Origin of the sequence: Nocardia sp. NPDC020380 (genome assembly GCF_044386975.1) — a bacterium.
Lineage (GTDB): Bacteria > Actinomycetota > Actinomycetes > Mycobacteriales > Mycobacteriaceae > Nocardia.
In genome coordinates this window covers 300451-322334 of the sequence record NZ_JBIRVQ010000013.1, presented here as the reverse complement: position 1 = coordinate 322334, position 21884 = coordinate 300451, and the positions used below count along the sequence as shown (strand labels likewise).

The 21884-nt window shown below is 65.3% G+C and carries 25 protein-coding genes; 12 read left to right on the top strand and 13 right to left on the bottom strand.

Annotation, left to right across the window (positions count from 1 at the left end; genetic code table 11):
* Together ACH438_RS33700 and ACH438_RS33695 are read left to right on the top strand one after the other, a co-directional pair.
* Nucleotides 1-940 (top strand): DoxX family protein (locus ACH438_RS33700; protein WP_397012688.1); only part of this gene is annotated, 940 nt, incomplete at its 5' end.
* Nucleotides 941-983: 43 nt separating this feature from the next.
* Complete coding sequence (locus ACH438_RS33695; RefSeq protein WP_397012686.1) at nucleotides 984-1157, top strand: hypothetical protein; 174 nt, start codon at nucleotides 984-986, stop codon at nucleotides 1155-1157.
* Here the strand turns inward: ACH438_RS33695 and ACH438_RS33690 are convergent.
* The 3 genes from ACH438_RS33690 to ACH438_RS33680 all read right to left on the bottom strand — a co-directional run bounded on the left by ACH438_RS33690 (nucleotide 1154) and on the right by ACH438_RS33680 (nucleotide 4061).
* Nucleotides 1154-1609 (bottom strand): SRPBCC family protein, encoded by a 456-nt coding sequence (locus tag ACH438_RS33690; protein WP_397012684.1) that lies wholly within the window; start codon nucleotides 1607-1609, stop codon nucleotides 1154-1156. The two genes, ACH438_RS33695 and ACH438_RS33690, sit on opposite strands and share 4 nt — an antisense overlap.
* A gap of 141 nt (nucleotides 1610-1750) precedes the next feature.
* Complete coding sequence (locus tag ACH438_RS33685) at nucleotides 1751-3211, bottom strand: AMP-binding protein (protein WP_397012682.1); 1461 nt, start codon at nucleotides 3209-3211, stop codon at nucleotides 1751-1753.
* A gap of 52 nt (nucleotides 3212-3263) precedes the next feature.
* Nucleotides 3264-4061 (bottom strand): enoyl-CoA hydratase/isomerase family protein, encoded by a 798-nt coding sequence (locus ACH438_RS33680; protein WP_397012680.1) that lies wholly within the window; start codon nucleotides 4059-4061, stop codon nucleotides 3264-3266.
* Nucleotides 4062-4150: 89 nt separating this feature from the next.
* On the opposite strand from ACH438_RS33680, the gene ACH438_RS33675 reads away from it, so the two are divergent.
* The 3 genes from ACH438_RS33675 to ACH438_RS33665 all read left to right on the top strand — a co-directional run bounded on the left by ACH438_RS33675 (nucleotide 4151) and on the right by ACH438_RS33665 (nucleotide 6309).
* Nucleotides 4151-4774, top strand: a complete 624-nt coding sequence (locus ACH438_RS33675) for a TetR/AcrR family transcriptional regulator (RefSeq protein WP_397012678.1) — start codon at nucleotides 4151-4153, stop codon at nucleotides 4772-4774.
* Nucleotides 4775-4838: 64 nt separating this feature from the next.
* Entirely contained in the window at nucleotides 4839-5873 is a 1035-nt protein-coding gene (locus tag ACH438_RS33670; protein WP_397012676.1) for an AraC family transcriptional regulator ligand-binding domain-containing protein, read from the top strand.
* 163 nt (nucleotides 5874-6036) lie between these two features.
* Nucleotides 6037-6309 (top strand): hypothetical protein, encoded by a 273-nt coding sequence (locus ACH438_RS33665; RefSeq protein ID WP_397012674.1) that lies wholly within the window; start codon nucleotides 6037-6039, stop codon nucleotides 6307-6309.
* A gap of 5 nt (nucleotides 6310-6314) precedes the next feature.
* Here the strand turns inward: ACH438_RS33665 and ACH438_RS33660 are convergent, their stop codons facing one another.
* Nucleotides 6315-6455 (bottom strand): hypothetical protein, encoded by a 141-nt coding sequence (locus ACH438_RS33660; RefSeq protein ID WP_397012672.1) that lies wholly within the window; start codon nucleotides 6453-6455, stop codon nucleotides 6315-6317.
* 213 nt (nucleotides 6456-6668) lie between these two features.
* Here ACH438_RS33660 and ACH438_RS33655 point away from each other — a divergent pair, with 213 nt between their 5' ends.
* The 3 genes from ACH438_RS33655 (at nucleotide 6669) to ACH438_RS33645 (ending at nucleotide 10599) form a co-directional block, all read left to right on the top strand.
* The gene (locus ACH438_RS33655; protein WP_397012669.1) at nucleotides 6669-7793 is read left to right on the top strand and encodes an acyl-CoA dehydrogenase family protein; all 1125 of its coding nucleotides are present in this window, start codon (nucleotides 6669-6671) and stop codon (nucleotides 7791-7793) included.
* A gap of 154 nt (nucleotides 7794-7947) precedes the next feature.
* Nucleotides 7948-8808: a ParB N-terminal domain-containing protein gene (locus tag ACH438_RS33650; protein WP_397012667.1), complete on the top strand. Its 861-nt coding sequence runs from the start codon at nucleotides 7948-7950 to the stop codon at nucleotides 8806-8808.
* An 84-nt stretch (nucleotides 8809-8892) separates the two neighbouring features.
* A complete protein-coding gene (locus tag ACH438_RS33645) occupies nucleotides 8893-10599 on the top strand; it encodes a M4 family metallopeptidase (RefSeq protein WP_397012665.1) in 1707 nt (568 codons plus the stop codon).
* Nucleotides 10600-10652: 53 nt separating this feature from the next.
* Here ACH438_RS33645 and ACH438_RS33640 read toward each other — a convergent pair whose 3' ends face one another.
* Entirely contained in the window at nucleotides 10653-12428 is a 1776-nt protein-coding gene (locus ACH438_RS33640) for a cutinase family protein (RefSeq protein WP_397012663.1), read from the bottom strand.
* 195 nt (nucleotides 12429-12623) lie between these two features.
* Here ACH438_RS33640 and ACH438_RS33635 point away from each other — a divergent pair, with 195 nt between their 5' ends.
* Entirely contained in the window at nucleotides 12624-12803 is a 180-nt protein-coding gene (locus tag ACH438_RS33635) for a hypothetical protein (protein ID WP_397012661.1), read from the top strand.
* On the opposite strand, the gene ACH438_RS33630 is transcribed toward ACH438_RS33635, so the two are convergent.
* The 3 genes from ACH438_RS33630 to ACH438_RS33620 are packed head-to-tail and all read right to left on the bottom strand — an operon-like array spanning nucleotide 12783 to nucleotide 15824.
* Nucleotides 12783-14192, bottom strand: coding sequence for a rhodanese-like domain-containing protein (locus tag ACH438_RS33630; RefSeq protein WP_397012658.1), 1410 nt, complete (start codon nucleotides 14190-14192; stop codon nucleotides 12783-12785). The genes ACH438_RS33635 and ACH438_RS33630 overlap by 21 nt on opposite strands.
* 19 nt (nucleotides 14193-14211) lie before the next feature.
* Nucleotides 14212-15012, bottom strand: coding sequence for a sulfite exporter TauE/SafE family protein (locus ACH438_RS33625; protein WP_397012656.1), 801 nt, complete (start codon nucleotides 15010-15012; stop codon nucleotides 14212-14214).
* Nucleotides 15009-15824, bottom strand: a complete 816-nt coding sequence (locus ACH438_RS33620; RefSeq protein WP_397012654.1) for a GntR family transcriptional regulator — start codon at nucleotides 15822-15824, stop codon at nucleotides 15009-15011. The genes ACH438_RS33625 and ACH438_RS33620 overlap by 4 nt, the downstream gene beginning before the upstream one ends.
* Before the next feature lie 108 nt (nucleotides 15825-15932).
* Here ACH438_RS33620 and ACH438_RS33615 point away from each other — a divergent pair, with 108 nt between their 5' ends.
* The gene (locus ACH438_RS33615; RefSeq protein ID WP_397012652.1) at nucleotides 15933-17135 is read left to right on the top strand and encodes an FAD/NAD(P)-binding oxidoreductase; all 1203 of its coding nucleotides are present in this window, start codon (nucleotides 15933-15935) and stop codon (nucleotides 17133-17135) included.
* Here the strand turns inward: ACH438_RS33615 and ACH438_RS33610 are convergent.
* The 5 genes from ACH438_RS33610 to ACH438_RS33590 all read right to left on the bottom strand — a co-directional run bounded on the left by ACH438_RS33610 (nucleotide 17102) and on the right by ACH438_RS33590 (nucleotide 19988).
* Nucleotides 17102-17989 carry an NAD(P)H-binding protein gene (locus tag ACH438_RS33610; protein WP_397012714.1) on the bottom strand — a complete coding sequence of 296 codons (888 nt, stop codon included), beginning with the start codon at nucleotides 17987-17989 and terminating at the stop codon, nucleotides 17102-17104. The genes ACH438_RS33615 and ACH438_RS33610 overlap by 34 nt on opposite strands.
* 8 nt (nucleotides 17990-17997) lie before the next feature.
* Nucleotides 17998-18411, bottom strand: coding sequence for a hypothetical protein (locus ACH438_RS33605; RefSeq protein ID WP_397012650.1), 414 nt, complete (start codon nucleotides 18409-18411; stop codon nucleotides 17998-18000).
* Nucleotides 18412-18467: 56 nt separating this feature from the next.
* The gene (locus ACH438_RS33600) at nucleotides 18468-18992 is read right to left on the bottom strand and encodes a MarR family winged helix-turn-helix transcriptional regulator (RefSeq protein ID WP_397012648.1); all 525 of its coding nucleotides are present in this window, start codon (nucleotides 18990-18992) and stop codon (nucleotides 18468-18470) included.
* A gap of 74 nt (nucleotides 18993-19066) precedes the next feature.
* The gene (locus tag ACH438_RS33595) at nucleotides 19067-19486 is read right to left on the bottom strand and encodes a hypothetical protein (protein WP_397012646.1); all 420 of its coding nucleotides are present in this window, start codon (nucleotides 19484-19486) and stop codon (nucleotides 19067-19069) included.
* A gap of 94 nt (nucleotides 19487-19580) precedes the next feature.
* Nucleotides 19581-19988, bottom strand: a complete 408-nt coding sequence (locus tag ACH438_RS33590) for a hypothetical protein (protein ID WP_397012644.1) — start codon at nucleotides 19986-19988, stop codon at nucleotides 19581-19583.
* Between the two features lie 405 nt (nucleotides 19989-20393).
* Here ACH438_RS33590 and ACH438_RS33585 point away from each other — a divergent pair, with 405 nt between their 5' ends.
* Both ACH438_RS33585 and ACH438_RS33580 read left to right on the top strand, forming a co-directional pair.
* A complete protein-coding gene (locus tag ACH438_RS33585) occupies nucleotides 20394-21020 on the top strand; it encodes a DUF6879 family protein (RefSeq protein ID WP_397012642.1) in 627 nt (208 codons plus the stop codon).
* Entirely contained in the window at nucleotides 21017-21883 is an 867-nt protein-coding gene (locus tag ACH438_RS33580) for a helix-turn-helix domain-containing protein (RefSeq protein ID WP_397012640.1), read from the top strand. Before ACH438_RS33585 ends, ACH438_RS33580 begins: the two co-directional genes overlap by 4 nt.
* Nucleotide 21884: the final 1 nt, after the last annotated feature.

Below are 21884 nucleotides of genomic sequence, written 5' to 3'. Positions count from 1 at the left end.
AGCCCCGCCGACTACGAATCCGTTCACGCACCCGATAACATGGCTCAAGCCGCGTAATCACAAACCCCGTGTCCAACTTCCGGGGTCAAGGCCCAACTTCAGTCCGGAGGGCGTGCTGTGGTCGCAGGTCAGTGTGTCGCAGCCGTACGAGATTATGCTCGGGGCCGCGGAACTGCTGGCAGGAGTACTGCTGCTGATCCCGCGCGCCACCGCGGCCGGCGCTCTCTTGTGTGCGGTGGACATGACACAGGTCTTCCTGTTGAACATGACCTACGACATCCGCCTGAAGACGGTGTCCTCGCAGTTCCTGCTGCTGAGCCTGTTCCTGCTCGCGCCCCATGCGCGGCGGCTGTTTTCGGTTCTGTTCTCCGACAAGGCAGCTCCCGCCTTCAAGCCGGTCCCGCTGTTCGGTACTGCGAAGGCCAACCGAATCGCGCTGGTGGCCCAGCTCGTGGTGGGTCTGATCCTGCTCGGTGTGACCGGTGCACAGAATTGGCGGCAGTGGCACAACCACACACCTGAGTTGTACGGCATCTATCAGGTGGCCGCGTTCTCTTCGGAGGGCTATGCGCGCGATCCTCTGCTGACCGACGAATTACGTTGGCGCCGAGTCGTTGTCGATCGGCCGTTCCATGTCGCCGATCCGGTGGTGCTCACTATCCAGCACATGGACGATTCCTTCGAGGAGTACGGCGGCACGATCGACCCGCGGCGTCATTTCATCGATCTGCACAACCGCATCACGCTGGGCACTTATGCGGAAACCCCGGTGCGCGTTCGGCTCACGTATTGGTGGCCGGGCCCCGGCCGCCTCATCATCGATGCCGATGACTATGCCGGCCATCGCATCCACGCTTCGTTCACGCGGCTGGACCCGAATTCGTTCCCGTTGACGGGCCGTGGCTTCAGCTGGGTCCAGGAGCAGCCCTACAACCGTTGAGCCGCCGGTAGCATGTAGTGACACGATTCTGGAGGGGGACACCATGTCGTCGAACAGTCACCGAGAGCAGGCCGCTGATCCACGCGCCCGCTGGCGGCACCTTCCCGCCGAACCCGCCCGGTATGTGGAGGAAACCCACGTCGACGGGAGTTCGTCGAGCTACACGGTGCCCGCCGTCGATCCGACTCAGGACTTCATTCGCCTGTACGGCGGTTAGCTTTCCACGACGGCTTTGATGCGCTCGAGCGTCTTCTGCATGCCGTCGGTATTGGTCTTGCCTCGCAGCCGTCCCGCGATCATCCAATACAGGCGTAGCGGCAGGATCGGGTGTAGCTCATAGGATTCGGTGACGTCGGTGCCGCCTTCGACCGGTTCGAAGTGGTAACGCCAGGTGTTCACCTGGGCGCCGCCGGGACCCAGCACGGTGAAGGCGAATTCGCGGCCCGGGTCGGAGGCGATGATTCGGCATACGGTCCAGTACTTGAGCCCCCAGCCGTTGCGGTTGACGTGCCCGCGGAACTTCACCCCCACGGCGGGGCCGGTTGCGCCACCGAGCCACTCGGCGGCGAAGGTCTCCGGGCTGAACTTGCCAGTGTTCGTGATATCGCTGACGAGCTCCCAGATCTTCTCGGCGGGCGCGGCCATCCGAACTGTCACACTTCCCTGCATGCCCGTACGCTAACAGGGTTCTCGGCGGGGTGATCGGCCCTGCCGTCCCGGTCGATACCGCGCGGTTCAGGCCTCGGCGGATCAGCCTGCTCAGCTGTCTCGGGATCGGCTCGAGGACCGTCGAATACGCAGGCCCGGCCATCAGTTGTATTGGGCGCGGATCTTGCGTTTGAAGAGTTTCCCGGTGTCCTCGCGGGGGAGGTTGTTGTCGAAGACGACGACCTTCGGGACCTTGTAGCCGGCCAGGTTCGCGCGGACGTGGTTGCGGATGTCGTCTGCGGTGAGGCCGGTGGCTTCGACGTGGGCGGCGATGGATTCGCCGAGATCGGGGTCGGGGATGCCGAAGACGGCGACGTCGCGGACGCCGGGGAGGTCCAGGAGGCAGGCTTCGATTTCGGCGGGGTAGATGTTGACGCCGCCGGAGATGATCATGTCGGTGCTGCGGTCGTTGAGGTAGAGGTAGCCGTCGGCGTCGAGGTAACCGATGTCTCCGATATCGAGGTAGCCGTCGCGTTCCATGGCTGCGCGCTTGTCGGGGTTGCGGTGGTAGGTGAAGTTCGACCAGCCGGTGGGCGGGCGGAGGTAGACGCGGCCGGATGTGCCGGTGGGCAGCAGTTCTCCGGTGTCGGAGTGGATGCGGACGCCGGCGTCGGTGATGGGGCGGCCGACCGTTCCGGGGTGGGCGAGCCATTCGTGGCTGTCGCAGGCGACGCAGCCGCCGGTTTCGGAACCGCCGTAGTATTCGCGCACGATCGGGCCCAGCCAATCGATGATGCGGCGCTTGATTTCTGGCGGGCAGGGGGCGGCGGCGTGCACGATCGTCTTCAACGAGGACAGGTCGTAGCGGGTGCGGACCTCCTCGGGGAGTTGTAGCAGCCGGACGAACATGGTTGGGACGGCCTGGAAATGGTCGATCTGGTGGGCTTCGATCAGGCGCAGCATTTCCTCCGGATCGAATTTCGGCATGATCGTCAGGTCGATACCCGACGTGGCGCTGGCCAGGCAGTGCACATTCGGTGCGGTGTGGTAGATGGGTGCGGGGACCAGGGTGCGCATTCCCGGTGCGAGGCCGAAGGTTTCGTATAGGAGTCCGGCGCTCGCCTGGCTTTGCTCCGGGGTGGTGGCCTCACGCACGATCCCCTTGGGACGGCCGGTGGTTCCCGAGGTGTAGATCATGGATTGTGGCGCCCGCATGGGCGGCTGGGACCACGGCTTCTGCGCGGCGAGCCAGTCCTCGTAGACGCGGTGGCGTCCGGTCGGCGGCGCTGCTGCGTGATTCACCTCGATCAGCGGGCGGTCACCGGCCACGGATTCGGCGATCGGCATCAGGTCCGAATGGGCGAAGATCACTCGGCTGTCGCTGTCGTCGAGCAGGTAGGACAGTTCCGCGCCCTTCCAATGCCAGTTCACCGGAACCGGAGTCGCGCCGAGGATGCTCGCGCCGATACTCGCCTCGACGAACGGGATGTCGTTGTGCAGGTAGATCGCTACCCGGTCGCCGGCGCACACACCGTGCTCGGCCAGCCCGGTGGCTACCCGGGCAGCTCGAATTCCCAGTTCATCGTAGTCGCGGATGGTCTGCCCACATCGGATCGCGGCCATTGTCCCTCGCCCTTCGCCGGATGAAATTGGTTGTACAGCAATGTATTCAGGATCAGTCAGCGATCCGCTTCGTGCGCCAGGAATCGAAGGAAGAGGCGAATTCGCCGCGTTGGAAGGCGGCGGCCTGTGCCACCGCTTCGAAGTCGATGGCGGTCGCGAGATCGACTGTGGCGGTTGTTCGCAGCAGTCGTTTGGTGGCCACGGCGGCTTCGGGATGCCGGGTGAGTGTCGCGGCGAGATCCAGTGCCGCCTGTAAGGGGTCGCTGCTCACCTGTGAGACCAGGCCCAGTTCGCGGGCGCGCTGCGCATCGACCGGTCGCCCGGCCAGCAGCATCTGCAAGGCGGGGCCTTCGCCGATGAGCCGTGGCAGCAGCCAGCTCACGCCGCAGTCGGGCAGCAGGCCCATGCGGATGAACGAGGGCAGGAACATGGCGGTGGGGGAGGCCAGGCGGATATCGCAGGCCAGTGCGAATCCCAAGCCGCCGCCGACGGCCGGACCGTCGATGGCGGCGATGGTCGGCTGCGGCAACGCCCAGAGCAGCGCCGACGCACGCATGGTGCGCGACAGGTTCGCGGCCACGACCGGCTCTGCGGCATTGCCGAGCTGGGCGATTGTGGCGAAATCGCCGCCTGCGCTGAAGGTTCCGTTCGCCCCGGTCAGTACGACCGCGTGCACGGTGGGGTCCGTGGCGATCGTGTCCAGCTGCCGGATCAGTGCGGTGAACAGCTCGTCGGTGATCGCATTGTGGGTGGCAGGCCGATCGAGGGTCAGTACGCACAGGCCGTCGGGCCGGCGCTGGACCCGCAATCCCGCGAGGTCGTCGAAGGTCGAGGTATCGGTACTCGTCACCGTGGTCCCGTTTCATCCGGAAATACAGGTCACTTGACCTGTGTCGCACGTTACAGGTCAAGTGACCTGTCGTCTATATAGTGGTGGCCATGGTTTCCACCGCCGCCGCTCCGGGACAACGGGAACGCAGTGATCAGATGCGTGCGCGGCTGATCGACGCGACCATCACCTGTATTGCGGCACACGGCTATCCGGCCACCACCACCCGGCGCGTGGCCGAGACCGCCGAGGCTTCCCTCGGCGCGATCGCGCACCACTTCCCGGTGCGACTAGACCTGATCGTCACCGCCCTCGATGAAGTCGGGCGACGGATGGCAGTCGAATTGCGCGCTGCCGCCGCCGAAGCCGTCGCGACGCGGCCGCAGGACCGCACCCCGGCCCTGCTCGACGTCCTCTGGACCGCCTTCACCGGCAACCTGTTCGGCGTCTGGGTGAAGGTGTGGATCGCCGCCGTCGACGATCCCGAACTCTATGCGGCCCTCGCGCCCCTCGAGCCGGCCTTGTCGGCAGTCTTCGCCGCCATCGCGGATGACGTTGCCCCCGAACATCTTCCGCGCGCGGAATGGACCCGCCGCATCGCCGTCGCACTCGACGCCATGCGCGGCCTCGCCCTCACCCTGACCATCCAGCCCCGCCCGGCACCGATCCGCCACGACCCCTGGCCCACCACCCGCACCGAACTCACCGCCCTACTCGACCGCCCGGCGACCTGACCCCCGCCGACCGGGCTCGAGAGTTCCGCCCATCCGGCTACCGAATGTTTGCGAGGATGGTCGGATGGCGGAGGAACTCGCACGATTGCGATCCATCACCAGCACCGCCCTGCTCGCCGAATTCGCACTGGGGCGCGGGCTGGAGCCGTCAGTGATCTTGCGTCACACCGGAATCCGCGAGGCCGATCTGCACGATGCCATGGCCGAAGTCACCGTCGGCCAGGAAATCACCGTGATGCGTAATATCGTGCACGCCATCGGCGACGAGCCCGGCCTCGGATTGCTGGCCGGAATGAACTGCCGCGCCGCCGGACTCGGAGTCCTCGGCTTCGCCCTGATGAACAGCCCGACCCTCGGCCACATGCTCGACGTCGTACTGCGCTACATCGACCTGGCCTTCAACCTCGCCCCATGCCACCTGCGCCGCACCGGCACCGAAGCGCAAGTGATCCGCGACGACAGCTTCCTGCCTGCCGAAATCCGCCGATTCGCACTCGAACGCGACTTCACCATGGTCGCCATCGCACAACAAGAACTGCTCCCCGGACCGGTACCCGGAGTCTGGATGGAACTGCGCCTCCCTCCCCACCCGATCTACGAGGCCTTCGGCGCCGCCCTCGGCATCGACAAAATCATCACCGGCGCAACCCGCGACATGCTCGTCATCCCCCTCGAAGCCCTGGACGTCCCCCTACCCCGAGCAAACCCACCCATGCTCCGCTACTACGAACAACAATGCGCCGACCTGATCCAGCAACGCCGAACCCGCCTCGGCGTAAGTGGACAAGTCCGCGACCTCCTCATCCGCCAAGGCCGCTTCGTCGACCAATCCGGCGTAGCCGCCGACCTGGGCCTCAGCGTCCGCACCCTCCGCCGCCGTCTAGCAGACGAGGGCACCACCTTCCGCGAGCTGAGCACCGAAACAATGGGTCTCCTAGCCGAAGAACTCCTGGTAGCCGGCCTCACCGTCGAACACGTCGCCGACCGCCTCGGCTACGCCAGCGTCTCAGCCTTCGGCGCCGCCTTCCGCGGCTGGAAAGGCCAGTCACCCGGCCACTTCGGCCGCGCCCACCGCGGCCGCCCCCTCGTACGCGCCTAGCGCTCTCTCGGCGAGACCGGCCGCAGTAGCCTGAACGCATGGGCGTTGTCGCCATTGAGGTTCTGCGAGATGCGCTGTGGAGGTCATGGTCGGCAGACACCAGCAAAAGCCCTGGCTGGAGCGAGCATGATCGCCCAAGGGGCAATGCGCTGTCACGGCGTGCGTGGTTCAGGACTATCTCGGCGGTGAGATAGTGAATTCGATTGCCAGATTGCCCAGCGGCGAAGAAGTCTCCCACTACTTCAACGTCATAGACGGTGCAGCCGTGGACCTGACGATTCAGCAGTTTCCGCCAGGTACGAGCTTCTCGGAGGCAGCGCCGAAGACCAAGGGCTACCGGTCCACTCGTGACTATTGCCTCTCCTTCGAGGACACAGAGCAGCGGTATCTAGTGCTCAGCGCACGGATGGCCGGCCTTGTCGGCGTGGACGATTGATCTCGTCAGCGTGCTGTCCATCTCCCCAGGAATTCGCGCACCTCAGGCACCGCCGCGTGCGGGCGGAAATCTGCGACGAGCTCGGTGACAGCGGTGCGCAATCGTGTCGAGGCGACGTCGCTGATGTTGTCGAAGTTGTCGGTCATTACTGTGCAGCCCTCGGCTATCGCACCTGACCGGATGTAATTCTGGGCCAACCTGATTTGCCAGGCAGTTCGCTCACGGGGAAAGGCGGCGGTCCCAGCGATCGCGGATTGCAGATGGGCCGCGGCTTCTCGATAGGCGCCGGACCGTATGAAGGCCAACCCCGTCAGACCACTGAGCTGTGCGGCGGACAGGTAGGAGAGATAGCCGGGATCATGCCCCTGGTCGATTCGTACGCTCGATCGGCTCGGCTGATCGCCGCGATCAAGGAGCTGAGGCTGGGCGCGGTCCGGGTGCCGGCCGAGCTCGGAGGGGGCGGCTGGACCGTTGCCGAGTTGTTCGACCTGCTGATCGATCTCGCCGAAGTCGATCCGGATGTGCCGCATATCCTGCGCATCCACTTCGGATTCGTAGAGGAACTGTTCACCCTGCCCCGCACGCAGCAGAAGGATGCGTGGCTGCCGCTGGTGCTCGCCGGTCTCCTGTTCGGTGGCGCCCTGACCGAGCTGAGTGACAAACCGGTCGGAAACTACGCCTACGACAGCACATTGACACCGCGGGCCGGTGGCGGCTTCGTGCTCGACGGACGCAAGTTCTACAGCACCGGCGCCCGCTTCGCCGACTACGTCCGCGTCAGCGCCGCCCTGCCCGACGGCGGCATCCTCACCGCCGTCGTCCCGGCGGACCGCGACGGCGTCGAACATGTCGACGACTGGGACGGCATCGGTCAGCGGCACACCGGCAGCGGCACCACCGTCCTGACGAATGTCCTTGTCGCCGAATCGGAAACGCTGCCCTTGCGCGGCGCCGACAGCGCGGTCGAACCGCGGATGGGATTCCCGCAATTGTATTTGCATGCCCTGGCCGCGGGAATACTCCGGTCGGTCGCCTCCGATGCGGCCGAGCTCGTCCGTACCCGCAAACGCAATTTTGTCTTTGCCAATAGTGCGGAGCCGCGCCATGATCCGCAGCTGCTGGAAGTAATCGGTTCCATATCGGCGGCGGCCTTTGCCGCCGAAGCGATTGTGCGCACGGCGGCACAAGGCCTGGACCGTGCTTTCGCGGCCGCCCGCAGCACCGGATTCGATGCACGCCTCGAAGACGAAGCCGCGGCACAGGCCGCCAAGGCCAAGGTATCGATCGAAGAATTCGCGCTCCGTGCCGCCACCCGCCTTTTCGATGTCGGTGGCGCGTCGGCCACCCGTTCCTCGGCTCACCTGGATCGCCATTGGCGCAACCTGCGAACCCTGTTCTCGCACAACCCGGCCGCGTACAAGGCGCGCGCCCTGGGAGACCTGGTCGTCAATGACACCCCGTTGCCCGCGGCCGGTCATTTCTGACGGCGCGCGGCCGGATCCGTTATGTGCCCACATTATTGAACCATTTGTTCGGCTCGCTGTGGCGTTGCCCGCCCTCCTGAACCTGTGAAATATTGCTGACCGCACCACGCACGCAACGGAATGTAATCTCAGCCGCACTGCAGGGAGTACCGCCGTGAACGAACACAGGATGGACGCGGACTACGACAATGACGTGACGAAGGTGCGAGTTCCCGACATGATCGTCGAGATCTCCATCGACTCGATAGATATCGGCGGTGCGCTCCGGGTACGGGCCGAGGATTCCGCCCATACCCAGGTGCTGGCGGGAACCGGGACGGAACTGCCCCCGATCCTGGTACACCGCCAGACCATGCGCCTCATCGACGGCGCGCATCGGCTGGAGGCGGCGAAATCCAAGGGTGCGAGCCTTATTCGGGCGCGATTCTTCGACGGCACCGAGGAAGAGGCGTTCGTGCTCGCGGTGCGGGCCAATATCGCGCACGGCCTGCCACTGTCGATCGTCGAACGCAAAGCCGCCGCCCTGCGCATCATGCGGATGTATCCGATGTGGTCGGACCGCAAGGTGGCCGAGGTGACCGGACTCGATCACAAGACCGTCGGTGCGGTGCGCCGGCTTTCGACTGGGGAAGTTCCCCAGACTGGACATCGGCTCGGTCGTGATGGTCGGCTCCGCCGGGTACGGGTTCCCTCCGGAAATCCTCAGCGGCACAGTAACACTCGCGACGAGGAGGGTGCGGAGCGCGTCGAGCCCCCGCCCATCGCGGCGGAACGGGTGTGCTCGCGGGCGGTGCTGCAGAGCCTGCGCCGCGATCCGTCGCTGCGGCTCACCGAATCCGGGCGCACGCTGCTGCGCTGGCTCGATGCCGGCCCCCGCACGCCGATGCAATCGGCCGATCTGGCCGACCGGATTCCCGAACACTGCCTGAACCTGATCCTGGACATGGCCCGCCAGAACGCGGCCAACTGGCAGAATTTCGCAGCACGAATCGGTGACCGAATGCAATGCCGCTGAGAATGTATTTCGCCGTTCGCGCAAGGGAATTCCCCAGTTTTCCCCAGTCGATTCGGACACTGTGAATATGGTTCTACTTGAATCATGAAATCCATTAATCGAAGGCCCGGCCTCACCACCGCATTGGTGATCGCCTCGGTGGCAATAGTTTTCGCAATGAGTTCGGGTGTCACGGCCCAGCCGCCGAGCACCCCGTCCACTCCCGGAAGCTCGGATCTCGGGGCCGCGCCGAAGGAGGTATTCAAGGATCCGCAGGGCATGGTCACCCAGGTGGTGCCCAAGGATCCGGTGCCGGCCCCGGCGGGGACACCGTCCGACGCCGGCGCCCAGGCGCAGGCCCAGGCCGATACGGTCAAGCAGGTTTTCGAGGCCGCCCCGGTCGGCAATCTCGTTGTCGACCAGGTGTTTCCGGTCGGTGAGGGCTCCACCGTGCGCATGCGTCAGGAGATCGACTCGATACCGGTCTTCGGCGCCTCGGTGGCGCAGTCGCTGGCCGCGGACGGCTCGCTCATCTCGGTGACCGGCGCCCTGACCCAGAAGTCGCAGGGCACCTTCCCGGAGGGCGCCGCGACTCCGCCCGCCGAGGTGTCGAAAACCGCGGTGCAGGCGATCGCCGATCAGACCCAGCAGCCGATCGACCGCTATGCCGTCACCGAGGTGAAAGCCAATTGGTACGACCCGAAACTGGCCGCCGTCGAAGACGCGGCGAGCGTGGCCGTTCCCGCGTTCAAGGTCGCGGTGAAAGACCCTGGTGAAAAGGGCGGGCACCCCGGAGAATGGGTGGTATTCGTCGATGCCGGCAATACCGGAAAGGTCCTCGACAGCTGGGGCGAGACCAAGCAACTCAACCGCGTCGTCTGCGATGCCGCACGCACCGTGGTCGACCTGGACAGCCAGCAGGATCCGACCGAATGCGGGACCTCCAACGGTTTCCCGGCCACCAGAGCCGAAGGGCAGGCCCCGGCCTCGATCGCCGATGTCGACAATATCTACGACTACTTCGGCGCCACCGAGAAGTTCTATCAGGGGTACACCCCGTTGAAGAATCTCACCGATCTGATCGGCGCCGATACCGGTGACGGTAATGGAAAAGCGTTGCGCGGCACCGTCCGTATCTGCTCACCCGATCAGTGCCCGTACGCCAATGCCTTCTGGAACAACGACCACATGGCTTATGGCGAAGGCGTCACCACCGACGACATCACCGGCCATGAACTCACCCACGGCGTCACGCAGCACGTGAACGGTCTCGTCTACCGCAATGATTCCGGCGCCATCAACGAATCGATGTCGGATGTGTTCGGGCAGTTCGTTTTCATCACCAATGCCGGTCCGTACTACAACGCGGGCACCCGCTGGCAGCTCGGCAATGGCAGCGTCCTGGGCGTCATTCGCGATATGAAGGATCCCAAGTCGCACAAACAGCCTGACAGCTACCAGGGGCAGTACTGGTACACCGCCGCCAACCCCAATGATCCGCGGCAGCAGTCGGCGCTCGTGCACACCAACAGCGGTGTCGGAAACAAAGCGGCGCAACTGATCACCGACGGCGGCAGCCTCAATGGCCAGAACGTCGGCGGCATCGGCCTCGAGAAGGCCGCCCAGTTGTACTGGACCACCCAGACGTTGCTGACCGGCAATGCGACCTACCGGACCTTGGGAACCGCACTCGCCACCGCGTGCAAGACCAACGTGCAGAACAAGGTGGCCGGGACGACCGCCGATGACTGCGCCCAGGTGGTCAATGCCACCAAGGCCGTCAAGATGCCCTCGCTCGACCGCACCACTTAGCACCGCACACAACAGGAGGCCGGTCCCTCGGGACCGGCCTCCTTTTTTGTGTCTCAACCCGCGTGCCCGATCTCGAGATTGAGCTGATCACCGAGCCACTGGATGGCATTGCGACCATCCTGGTCGACCACGAGCGAACCGTAATCCGCATGCACACCGGATGCGAAGAAGTCCGCCGCGCTCAGACCCTCGTCGATGAGGGCGACCGGATCGACATGCTCGGCAGGGGCGGCGAACGCGGCGAGCACACCGGTCAGATCGAGATGGCCGATCTGCTGGGCGGCGTCGGTCAGGAGGTCCAGACCGGCGGATGCCCAATGGGCCGGATCGGGATCCTGCTGTATCCGGTCGATGATTCCGGCAATCCGGGAGGTGTCGACCTGGGAGAGCAGCGAAGTCACCGCCGCGGCGAGCCGCGCGCACGGGCCGGGAAACATCGACAGGATCTGCGAGAGCCACTGCGGATCAACAGCATTGGCCAGCTCGAGCAACGGCTTGAACTGACCGGCCAGCTGACCGGCGATCGCCAGCGCGCCCGGAGCATCCAGCGCGACGACCTTCTTGGGCAGCAGCGCGAGATTGCTCAGGATGCCCGGAATATCGAGCGTGCCGATCTTGGCGACGGCATCGATCGTCTGCTGAACCAGCACAGCGGGTTTCAGCCCCGCCAGCGTCCCGGCCGCCGTGGCGAGAGTATCGGCCGGAGTGGCGAGGAGCGGTGCGATCAGCTGGCCGAGCCGGTCGGCTGCGTTCTTCAACGGCACCGCCTGGGCCGAACCGGTCTGGAGTGTCCCGACACCGGTATTCAACAGTGACCCTGCGGTATCGGCGATCGTGCGCACCGTTGAGACCACCCCGGACAGGTCGGATTGCCGTGCCGTGGTGAGGACCTGTCCGGCGTCGTTCTCGGCCGTTCCCGCCGGGGCGGCGGTCAACCGGGACAGGGTCGCCGGGCCGGCCGCGCCGGAGCCGAGCAGATCGGCGAGCGGGTCGATGGTGTCGGCCAGCTTGTCCGCGCTGTCGCGTAATCGGCCCAGCTCGATGCCACCGGGTGTGGTGAGCGCGGCATTCAGATCGCCGACGGTGGTGGCCGTGCCTGCCAGGTCCGCCTTCGAGAAGTCCGAGGTGAGTGTCTTGGCCAGCCGGGAATTGTCGCCGCTGCTGAGAGTTTTGCCGAGCAGTGAGCCCAGATACCCGAGGAGTGGATTGGCGCCCTTCTGAATCGAGCAGTACAGGTCCCCGGGATGGCAGATCGAGTACACCCGCCCCGCAAGCGATCCCATGCCCTGCGGGCGCGGATCGGCGATACCGGTGCCGGGGGTGGGCGGCCCGACCACGCTCTCGCCGCTGGTGCCCGCTCCGGGATCGGCGAGCAGGCCGACGGCCAGCACCCGGTCGGCGGGCACCGGACCTTGATCGTTCCCGATCGCGGAGGCGAGATCGCCCGCCGCATCGGCGCCCTGGCTGTAACCGCTGATCGTGAATTCGGCTGCGGGGCACCGGCTGCTGTAGTCGCGCAGGACCTGCTGCGCATTGTTCAGCGCGGTGCTTTTGCTGTCGGCGTAGGTGTAGCCGTTGTCGAAGGCGCGGGCCATATAGGGAACGAAGTAGATATCGGTGTCCGAGCCGTGTTCGCGGCGAACGGCTTCGGCGGCCGGCCCGAGCATGCCGCGGGGCTGTGCGGGGTCGGCGGCTTCGTCGGTTTCCCAGGTGCCGGGGATGAACAGGTTGAAGGTGGCGGCGCATTCGGGCGGCGGTGCGGGGACGGCGGCGGTGGCGGTGGCTGCCGAACCGACTGCGAGACAAGCGGTCACGATCGTTGCGGCCATGCGATGCGGGCATGAACGAGTCAGCGGCGTGGAATTCATGTTCCAGTAGAACCATATTCGATCATCCCCGGCGACTGGGGATTGACTGGGGAGACGGCGCTGGATCAATTCCGGCGAGCGCTGTTACCTTCGTCTCGGCATCCACCGATCGGATGCGTCAGTTCAAATACTGTTCCGAGACAGGCGGTTCGAATCATGCATACACTCATGAGCGCAATGGATGCAGTCAACTATATTGCCGGCGGAACCGGAAACAACGGCCAGTACACGCCCGGCGGCGGCAGCGGGCTCTCCGGCAGCGGCTCCTCCGGAATCGGCATCGGACTCATCAAATTGCTGCTGGGCGTGTTCAGTTCATTCCTCGGCAGTTTCTGAACCGGGTGTGGCGGCCATGGTCTCCGACCATGCGGCGTATCCACCGAGCAGATCGGTGGTCGCCGAATGCCCTTGGGCGCGAAGGAGACTGGCCGCCACACTCGACCGCCAGCCGCTCTGGCAGTGCACGACCACGGGCCTGCCATCCGGCACCTCGGACGCTCGCCGGGCCAGCTCGGCGAGCGGGATGTGCAGCGACCCGGCAATGTATCCCGATTCCCGCTCGCCGAGATTGCGGACATCGAGCAGGGTGATGGAATTCTGCTCGAGCAGGTCCGCCAGTTCGGCGACCGTGACGCGATCGGTGTGCTCGACGAATTCGGAAAGTGAAGCGGGGAAGGCGGATCCGGATTCACCCGGGCTGGTGTCGTAGACACCGATGACATTGTCGTATCCGATGCGGGAAAGACGCAGCAGGGCTTCCTGCTCCTGGCCGGGATTCGTGATCGCGAGGATCGGGTCGCCGATATCCGCCACCATGCCACATGTTTCCGCGAATCGGCCGCCGAGCCCGACATTGACCGAGCCCGCGAGATGACCGACCGCGAATTCCTCCGGTGCCCGGGTATCGATCACGAATGCGCCTGCTCCGCTCAGCACATCGCGGAGTTCGGCGTCGGTGAGCGCGGGAACCGTCTTGGTGCTGTCGAAGAGGGTGTGCACCCGGCGGTTGAGGTCGGCGTCGGTGCTGAAGTAGCCGGGCACCGCGGGCTGACCCGCGGTGATGAGGGCGACGAAATCATCCTCGGTCATCGGCTGCACGGCCGGATTGCTCAGGCGCTGTTCGCCGATGGTCGACACCAGCGCCGCCGACAGATTCTTGCCGCACGAGGATCCGGCGCCGTGCGCGGGCATCACCTGGACATGGTCGGGCAGGGTCAGCAGCGTCTTGTGGATGGTGCCGTACATGGCGCGCGCCAGATCGGTATTGGTGCTGCCGCCCAGATTCGCGAGATCCGGGCGGCCGACATCCCCGATGAACAGCGAGTCGCCGGTCAGCACCGCAATGGGCTCGGCGCCGTCCCGGACCAGCAGACTGACCGACTCCCAGGTGTGCCCGGGCGTGGACAGGACCTCGATCTCGACCGCGCCGAGCGAGATCCGCTCGCCGTGGCGCAGCCGGCGGATCGGATAGTCGGTCTCCGCGGCCTCACCGAAACCGATCCACGCGCCGGTGGCGGCGGCCAGTTCGAGATGGCCGGAGACGAAATCGGCGTGGAAGTGGGTATTGACGACACCCTCGATGCGCAGGCCGTCCCGTTGCGCATCGGCGAGGTACTCGTCCACATCACGCCGCGGGTCGACGATGATCGCCCGGCCGGTCGCCTCGTCCCCGACGAGGTAGGAGGCGTGGGAGAGGCACTGCAGGTAGAACTGTTCCAGAATCATGCGTGAACTCCATTCTGTGTTACGGCAGTAGCCCGAAACTGCGAGCGCCCACGTAACCGGCCACTACTAGCAACATCGCCGCGAAGCTGCGAGTCAGTACGGATTCGGAGGTGCGCTGCGAAATGACCTTGCCGACGACGGATCCGAGGATCGCGACCACGGTGACCGGTATGACCACCGACCACTCGATCGGCTGATGGCCGATCCGGGCCAGTAGCGCGGTCGCGGAGTTGAGCGAGACCACGAGCAGCGAGGTGCCGACCGCGACCGGCATGGGGTAGCCGAGCAGGATCACCAGCACCGGGACGATGACGAATCCGCCTCCGACGCCGAAGAATCCGGTCAGGCCGCCGATGAGGAGACCGGCGAGTATGACTTCTACTGCGCTGCGGATCTGTGTTGTCCGCTCGGAGCGTGGGAGGTCGTTCGACTGGGTCGCCGGGGAGATCGAACGGGTCAGCCGGGATCTCGACCGATAGAGCAAGGACAGGGCCACCACGAGCATCAGGACCGCGAACGAGGCCAGTGCCGTGCTCGCGGGTATCAAACGACCGAAAGCCGTTCCGCCCCAAGCGGCAAGCGCGCCCACCGCGCCGAGGGCGATGCCCGCGCGCCATCGCACATGACCGGCGCGGGCATGACCGGCGACGGCGACGACGGCGGAGATTCCGACGATCACCAGGCTCTGGGTGATGGCCGTCGAGAGCGGCTGCTGCAGCAGATACACCAGCGCGGGCACGGTGATGATCGACCCGCCGCCACCGAGCGCACCCAGGCACACCCCGATACACGCGCCGATCACGGACGCGATGACGATCAACGGGTCCCCTGACCGGAATACGAAAGATCCCTGGGCGCAGCGAGATTCACGGTGTAGCCGGATCGCGCGGAGAAACTGGCGAGAACGCTGAAGCGATCGCCCCGGATCAAGGACATGCGCCACTCGACCGGCAGGCCGTTGACCGCACCGATCCGGTCGACCCGCATGGCGGCGGTCTCCGGGCCGATCTCGAGCAGTCGCTGCTGGGCGGGCGTGGGGACCACCGCGCGGATCTGCTCGTGCCCGTCGGTCAGCCGGACGCCGCAGCGAGTGGAGAGTTCCTCGTAGAGCGAGGTGTGCGAGAAGTCGGCATCGAGCAGCCCTAGCGCGATCGAGGCCGGAAGCCAGGCGCAATCGAGGGCCAGCGGCTGTTCGTCGGCCAGACGCAGCCGTTCCAGATAGACCAGCGGCGTCGACTCCTCGAGGCCCAGCCGTACCGCCGCGTGCGCGTCGGCTCGAACATCCAGGCGCCGCACGATGCTGCGCTGGCGTTGATCGGCGGCCTCGACGGATTCGAACAGACTGTAGAGCGCGCCGAGCGGCTGGGTGATCTCCGCTGGTGCGGCGAGTTTGGCGGGTCGGCCGCGGCTCGCGGTGACCACGCCGTCCTCGCGCAGTCCGCGCAGGGCCTCGCGCACGGTGTGGCGGCTGACGCCGTACTCGTCGCGCAGTTCCAGCTCGCCGGGAAAGTGCTCGGTGAACTCGCCTGCGCGCAGCCGGCGCTGCAGGTCGGCCTGTAGTTGCCGCCACAAGGTGGTGCCCGCTTCGCGCGGCAGCGGACGGGCGGGGGCCTGGTCCGGGTTCGTGGGCATCGGATCTCCTGCGTTTTTGGCGGCGTCTCGCGGGTCAGACTAATGTACGGACATTAGGAATCATAATGTACGGACATTTTGACGATCGGCAGGGGAGAGGCAGCAGTGATGCCCGCACACGCTCTACGTCACGAAATCGTCGTTCTGGGCGGCGGTAGCGCCGGAATCAGCGTCGCCGCGCGACTGCGGCGGAAAGGCCGGGAAGTCTGCGTCATCGACCCGGCGGTCACGCACTACTACCAGCCGCTGTGGACCCTCGTCGGCGGCGGGTGCGCCGGCATGGGGGAGAGCGGCCGGCCACAGGCGGCGGTCATGCCGAAAGGGGCGAGCTGGGTCCGGCGGGCCGCCGAGAGCATCGACCCGCATCAGCGGCAGGTCATCCTCGACGACGGCGGCACCGTCGGGTACCGGCGCCTCGTCGTCTGTCCTGGCATCCAGATCCATTGGGACGCAATCCCCGGCGTGCGCGAGGCCCTCGCCGGCCCGCACGCCTCGAGCAACTATGCCCGCGAACTCGCACCCAAGACCTGGGAGCTGATCCGCAATATGCGTTCGGGCACCGCGGTTTTCACCATGCCGAGCGGACCGATCAAATGTGCCGGTGCGGCGCAGAAGATCGCCTACCTGGCCTGCGACCATTGGCGCCGCGTCGGGGCATTGCGGGACATCCGCGTCGTGCTGGTCATGCCCACACCGGCCATGTTCGGGCTCGCGGCCTTCGCGGCCGAACTCGAGCGCGTCGCGGCCGGGTACGGCATCGAAGTGCGCTTGAACAGCGAACTCATGCAGGTCGATCCCGACGGGCGGCGGGTCACGATCCTGGACAATGCGAACGGGACCACCGACTCGATCGGCTACGACATGCTGCATGTGGTCGCGCCCCAATCGGCGCCGGACTGGCTCGGGTCCTCCTCGCTGTCCGACCCGGACGACACGGCCGGTTGGATCGACGTCGACCGATACACGCTGCAACACAACCGGTTTCCCGAAGTCTTCGCCCTGGGCGACGTGTCGTCCACCCCGAACGCGAAAACCGGTGCCGCCGTGCGCAAACAAGCCCCCGTTGTGGTGGACAACCTGCTCGCCACGTTACGGTCGAGGCCATTGCCGGCGCGCTACAACGGCTACGGTTCATGCCCGCTGACCACCTCGCGAAGAACCATGCTCCTCGCGGAGTTCGACTACAGCGGCACCCACACACCGTCGTTTCCCCTCATCGACACCACCAGATCGCGGCGCGACATGTGGTACCTGAAGCGGTACGGGCTCCCGTTCTTCTACTGGAACCTGATGCTTCGCGGCCGCGCATAGCCCGCGCCGGTGGGGGCGCGGAAGGCGTCGAGATTCTCGGCCACGTAGGACTCGAGCGAGCGAGGCGGCCTGCCGAGGATGCGCGCGACGGTATCGGTCGGATGCTCCGGGTTCGCGACGGCCAATTGCTGGATCTCGGTGATGTGGTCGGCCAGCCAACCAGGCATGCCGGACCGCTCGATGAGCTGTGCGCGGAAATCCGCGGGCGAGAGCACGAGGTAGCGGACCGGGGTGCCGAGCATGCCGCTCAACAGGTTTGCCAGCTCTGGGTAGCTGTAGGTTCGTGAACCGGTGAGAGTGTATGTGCCGCCAGCTATTTCGGTTCGAGTCAGCGCCGCGGCAGCGACGTCCGCGATATCACGGGCGTCGATGTAATTGCACGCGGCCGAACCCATGGCCCCGAGAATCGTGCCCCGCGCCGCCACCTGCGGGCCGAGTAGCGGCAGCTTCTGCATGAAGGCGTACGGACGTAACAGCGTGTGCTCGAGACCGGAGGCTCGCAGTGTCTGCTCGATCGCATGATGCCAGCGCGAGACGCCCACCGGCGAGTCCGGCGCGGCAGCCGGGGCCGACAGCTTGACCACGTGCCGAATCCCGCATTCCCGCGCGATTTCGATTGCGCGAGTCTCGTGTTCGACCTGCGCCGGACTGTTGACCATGGTGAGGAACAACTGCGTCGCGCCCTCGAACGCGACCCGGAGCGAGGCTGTATCCGCCGCATCGGCATACGCGACCTCGGCGCCGGCTGTCATGGCGCGCAACCTATCCGGGTCGCGGCTCAGCCCCCGACAGGGGATACCTTGCTCGATCAGGCGGATCAACAGTGCATGACCGGTCGCGCCCGTGGCGCCCATGACGGCAATCATCTGGCTGCCTCTCGTCGGGCCGAGCACCAGCGCCACGTGATGATCGTGGCGGCCAGCGCGGCGGCAACAGGAAAGTCGATCCGAATGCGATCGGGCAACGACGTGGTGGCAGTGAGGAATTGAGCCTCCACCCCAGCAGCGACGCCCGCCCCGACCCCGAACCCCACGGTGAGCAACACCGCCAGCTCCTCCCACAGCCATTCATAGCGAAATCCCTGGTACTTCAACCAGATTCCGAGCAGAAAGGCCACGAACGCGGAAGTCCCCGCAATAGAAGTCACCGCAGCACGCAGCAAACCCACCTGCCCGGTGATCAACCCGCCCGCCCCGGCACACACCGCCGGTGCCAGGTAGGCGAACAGCACTTCCCGCCACACGACGAATCGTGCCGACCCGATACCTTCACTCATCTGATTAGGTCCCTAACAACATGGTCAAAAGAGAGCGCCGACCGATGCGCATGCGATCAGTCGGCGGTGAGGGCACCCATACCCTGCGTGATCCGCCCAAGCAGATCCAGGAAGGTAGCTCGCTCATCCCGCGTAAGCCCCCCGACCATCGATTGCAGCCGACCGAAAAGCTCAGGCGCCATCTCGCGCAACTGCTGCGCCCCCCGCGCGGTAAGCACCACCACCACAGCGCGCCCATCCTCGGCAGACCCCCGCCGCACCACCAGCCCCTGCTGCTCCAACCCATCGATCAACCCGGAAACCGTTGCCCGCGTAACCCCCAACCCAGCCGCCAGCTGCGAAGGCGACTTCTCCCCACCGGCATCCTCCAGATCGGCCAACAACCGATAACGCCCCGTAGACAACCCGAACCGAGCAAAATGCGCCTCGGTAGCCTGCCCGAGCCGCGCCCCCGCAGCCAACAGCCGCACCGCAACCAGCACCGCCTGCGGATCCACCTCGGACTCCAGCCCATACCGCCGCAACTGCGTCCGCGCCTGCCCCAGCGTAGGAGCGTCCAGCGCCTCCGAACCCGATGCCATGAATCTAATATGGCACCTAACTATCTACCCGGTCAAAGTAGCCTTGCTCACGTCCTAGGCTCTGCCTCGATCGGTCAGCCACCACACTCCGCGGCCTGAGCGGCCGTACAGAACAGCCCGTCCTGCTCGCCATTGATGGACCACTGGATGGCCTGCCCCCAAGATTCCGACTGCAACGTCACCGTCACCGGCTCCCCGACCGAGTAGGCCGCGGTATCCGAACTGGCAGTGACGGTCCCACTGGCTACATTCCCCGACACTGACGTCAGAGTGAAGTTCACCGTGCTCCTCGGTGCGTCTGCCATCGAACAGCCGGAGCAGTTGTGAAAGTCCGTGTAGTCGAACTGTCCGCTCCCGCCGGTGCCGATGACGACATCCTCCCGCATCCCGTCCCATGTCCCGGCGAAGGCCCCCACCCCCGCATCGGCGCTCGCAGGTGCCGCGAAAAGCAAAACGGCAAAACCGATTCCGAGCCCACTCGATACGATCTTCATTTCTGTCCTTACCGACTCCAGGCGCAATTATCCCGCCGCCGGTTGTCTTCGCGATAGATGCGAGTTGCGGCCGAGGTGGGCCTGGATCAAGCGGTCAAACGTCACCGTCGTCCGGGGTGCCCGAGTATCGGAAGGGCTGAAGGGCGAGCCTCAGTCTGGCCTCACGTGCCGCGGCTTCTCCTGTCGTCCAGCGAAACCGGCTCACTGGCTTGACGGTGTGGAGCTCCGCGAACTTGGTCACGGCCACCGGTGAACCGCCCACGTGATCGAGGTTGGGTGTGATGACGATGGCGGCGTCGAGCTGGCGGACCATGCTGAGCAGCTCGTTTACTCCGACGTTGATGTTGTCTGCCACCAGGACCCGACCGACCCGAAGGTTGTGGCCGATCGCATATTGCCTCGCGTAGAACTCTGCCCAGTCCAGCCGAGCCTTCGTTGCCGCGAGCGCCCTGTAGATGAAGATGACCGCCTTTGCCGGCGGCTGCTGTGGAGTGTCAGTCATGTCCGCCCCTGTCGTCGTTGGTGAAGCAGCTCGGGGTGGCTCGACCGGCTCCGAACTCCTGCCTGAGACGCTAGAGACGAGAGCGGTTGCAAGACCAGGAAATTGCTCGGGATTGCTCGACGATCTGCCTGATGTGCGAGTGATTTCGAGCAATAATGGATGCCTGGACACTCTCCTTCGGAGGCAAAGCCATGCGTTTGCGCTTTCTCGGCAAGAACACCCAGGGCGACCATTCCCCGACTCTGTATGCCTCGGACCGAGGTACCTACGTCTGTCAGGGGTGGCGCGTCCCGGAGGACCCGGACCTGATCGAAATCCCCCATCCACTGCTCGCCTATCTCGAACCCGGCACCTGCCTCGGGACGCTGCTACACGACACCGGGCACGGTACATTCACTCTCACGGGTGACACTGTTGCTGATCCGGAAGCGCTGGCGCAGATGGACATTCCGCCCTACGAACGCAGCATCGAAGTACCTGTCGGAAAAGAGATTCGCCGCGATGCTCCACGTAATTGACGACGACTTCACAGAGATGTTCCGATCGTGCCGACGTTCGGCCTTTCATCTCGAGGTCCAGGACAGCTACGAGACGCCGGAGGAGTCAGAACCGTTCCGGAAGTTCTTGACCGGTGAACCCGATGACTTCGGCTGGCTTCAGGGGTGGCTCGATCTGGTCCGTGAATCAACGTTGCGTGGTGTGAGTTTCAGCCGGGTTCGGGTCGTGACGGAGCCGCATCTCGACTACGTGTGCTGGAGTCTGGCCGTGTCGCCGTTGAATATCGAAGCGGGGGAGGATATCCGGTATCTGCCGCGGCGTCGTGTCGCGGTCGACGAGCTGAGCACCGATGACTATTGGTTGTTCGATGACGACACAGTCGCTTTCACGCTGTTTCGAGTAGACGGGTCAGCCGCCGGAGCGGCGGTGACCACCGATCCGGTCCTGGTACGACGGTGCGCGCAGGTGCGTGACGCTGCCTGGCAGCGCGCGATTCCGTATGCCGATTACCGCCGGACGGCCGCTACCGCGTGACCAACGTCCAGAAGGCGCGCGAAGCGCTCGGACAGCAACTCCGAGACCTTCGCAGGGATGCAGACCTGACCGGCCGCCAGCTGGCCGAGTTGGCCGATTGGCACCCCTCGAAGGTTTCGAAGATCGAGTACGGCAAGCAGACGCCGTCCGAGGACGACATACGGACGTGGTGTGAACACACCGCCGCCGAAGACCACGTACCCGAACTCGTTGCCGGCCTCCGCAATATCGATGCCGCTCACCTCGAATGGCGACGATCACTCAGTATCGGCATGCGCCGCGCACAGCAGCATGTCAACGAAATCGAATCGGAGACAAGGCTTATCCGCGGATACGATCCGGCTCTGATCCCAGGATTGCTCCATACTCCGGAATACGCCGAGGCCGTGTTCCATCGCGTCGCCGAGTTCAACCAGACGCCGAACGATGCCGAGGAGGCCGTGGCCGCGCGTATGGACCGCCAGCAGCAATACCTGTACCGAGGGGCTCGGCGTGTGCACTACATCATCGGAGAGCAGGCGCTCTATACGACCGTCGGAGGCGACGGGGTGATGTTCGGGCAGTTGGACCGCTTGCTGACGGCAATGTCGCTTCCCCGGGTATTATTGGGAATCATCCCATCGACGGCCCAATACCTCGTATCCCCAACCAATTTCGTCATCTATGACAACAAACTCGCCGTTGTAGAGGGCATCACTGCCGCTCTGAGTACCACTCAGCCACGCGAGGTGGCCGCATATGGCCGCGCTTTCGATCTCCTCGCAGCACAATCAGCCAAGGGCGAGGCGGCGCGAGCGCTGATCCGCAAAGCAGTCGAGACCCGACGAACCGCGTCGACAGGTTCAATCGAGGACTTCAGTTAGC

What these genes read in the sequence shown, in the direction of transcription:
- ACH438_RS33695 (WP_397012686.1), top strand. Translation starts at nt 984, where the DNA reads ATGTCGTCGAACAGTCACCGAGAGCAGGCCGCTGATCCACGCGCCCGC.
- ACH438_RS33670 (WP_397012676.1), top strand. Translation starts at nt 4,839, where the DNA reads ATGGCGGAGGAACTCGCACGATTGCGATCCATCACCAGCACCGCCCTG.
- ACH438_RS33620 (WP_397012654.1), bottom strand. Translation starts at nt 15,824, where the DNA reads ATGCCCACGAACCCGGACCAGGCCCCCGCCCGTCCGCTGCCGCGCGAA.
- ACH438_RS33645 (WP_397012665.1), top strand. Translation starts at nt 8,893, where the DNA reads ATGAAATCCATTAATCGAAGGCCCGGCCTCACCACCGCATTGGTGATC.
- ACH438_RS33615 (WP_397012652.1), top strand. Translation starts at nt 15,933, where the DNA reads ATGCCCGCACACGCTCTACGTCACGAAATCGTCGTTCTGGGCGGCGGT.
- ACH438_RS33660 (WP_397012672.1), bottom strand. Translation starts at nt 6,455, where the DNA reads ATGACCGACAACTTCGACAACATCAGCGACGTCGCCTCGACACGATTG.
- ACH438_RS33675 (WP_397012678.1), top strand. Translation starts at nt 4,151, where the DNA reads ATGGTTTCCACCGCCGCCGCTCCGGGACAACGGGAACGCAGTGATCAG.
- ACH438_RS33690 (WP_397012684.1), bottom strand. Translation starts at nt 1,609, where the DNA reads ATGCAGGGAAGTGTGACAGTTCGGATGGCCGCGCCCGCCGAGAAGATC.
- ACH438_RS33655 (WP_397012669.1), top strand. Translation starts at nt 6,669, where the DNA reads ATGCCCCTGGTCGATTCGTACGCTCGATCGGCTCGGCTGATCGCCGCG.
- ACH438_RS33610 (WP_397012714.1), bottom strand. Translation starts at nt 17,989, where the DNA reads ATGGGCGCCACGGGCGCGACCGGTCATGCACTGTTGATCCGCCTGATC.
- ACH438_RS33640 (WP_397012663.1), bottom strand. Translation starts at nt 12,428, where the DNA reads ATGGCCGCAACGATCGTGACCGCTTGTCTCGCAGTCGGTTCGGCAGCC.
- ACH438_RS33630 (WP_397012658.1), bottom strand. Translation starts at nt 14,192, where the DNA reads ATGATTCTGGAACAGTTCTACCTGCAGTGCCTCTCCCACGCCTCCTAC.
- ACH438_RS33600 (WP_397012648.1), bottom strand. Translation starts at nt 18,992, where the DNA reads ATGGCATCGGGTTCGGAGGCGCTGGACGCTCCTACGCTGGGGCAGGCG.
- ACH438_RS33635 (WP_397012661.1), top strand. Translation starts at nt 12,624, where the DNA reads ATGCATACACTCATGAGCGCAATGGATGCAGTCAACTATATTGCCGGC.
- ACH438_RS33605 (WP_397012650.1), bottom strand. Translation starts at nt 18,411, where the DNA reads ATGAGTGAAGGTATCGGGTCGGCACGATTCGTCGTGTGGCGGGAAGTG.
- ACH438_RS33685 (WP_397012682.1), bottom strand. Translation starts at nt 3,211, where the DNA reads ATGGCCGCGATCCGATGTGGGCAGACCATCCGCGACTACGATGAACTG.
- ACH438_RS33595 (WP_397012646.1), bottom strand. Translation starts at nt 19,486, where the DNA reads ATGAAGATCGTATCGAGTGGGCTCGGAATCGGTTTTGCCGTTTTGCTT.
- ACH438_RS33590 (WP_397012644.1), bottom strand. Translation starts at nt 19,988, where the DNA reads ATGACTGACACTCCACAGCAGCCGCCGGCAAAGGCGGTCATCTTCATC.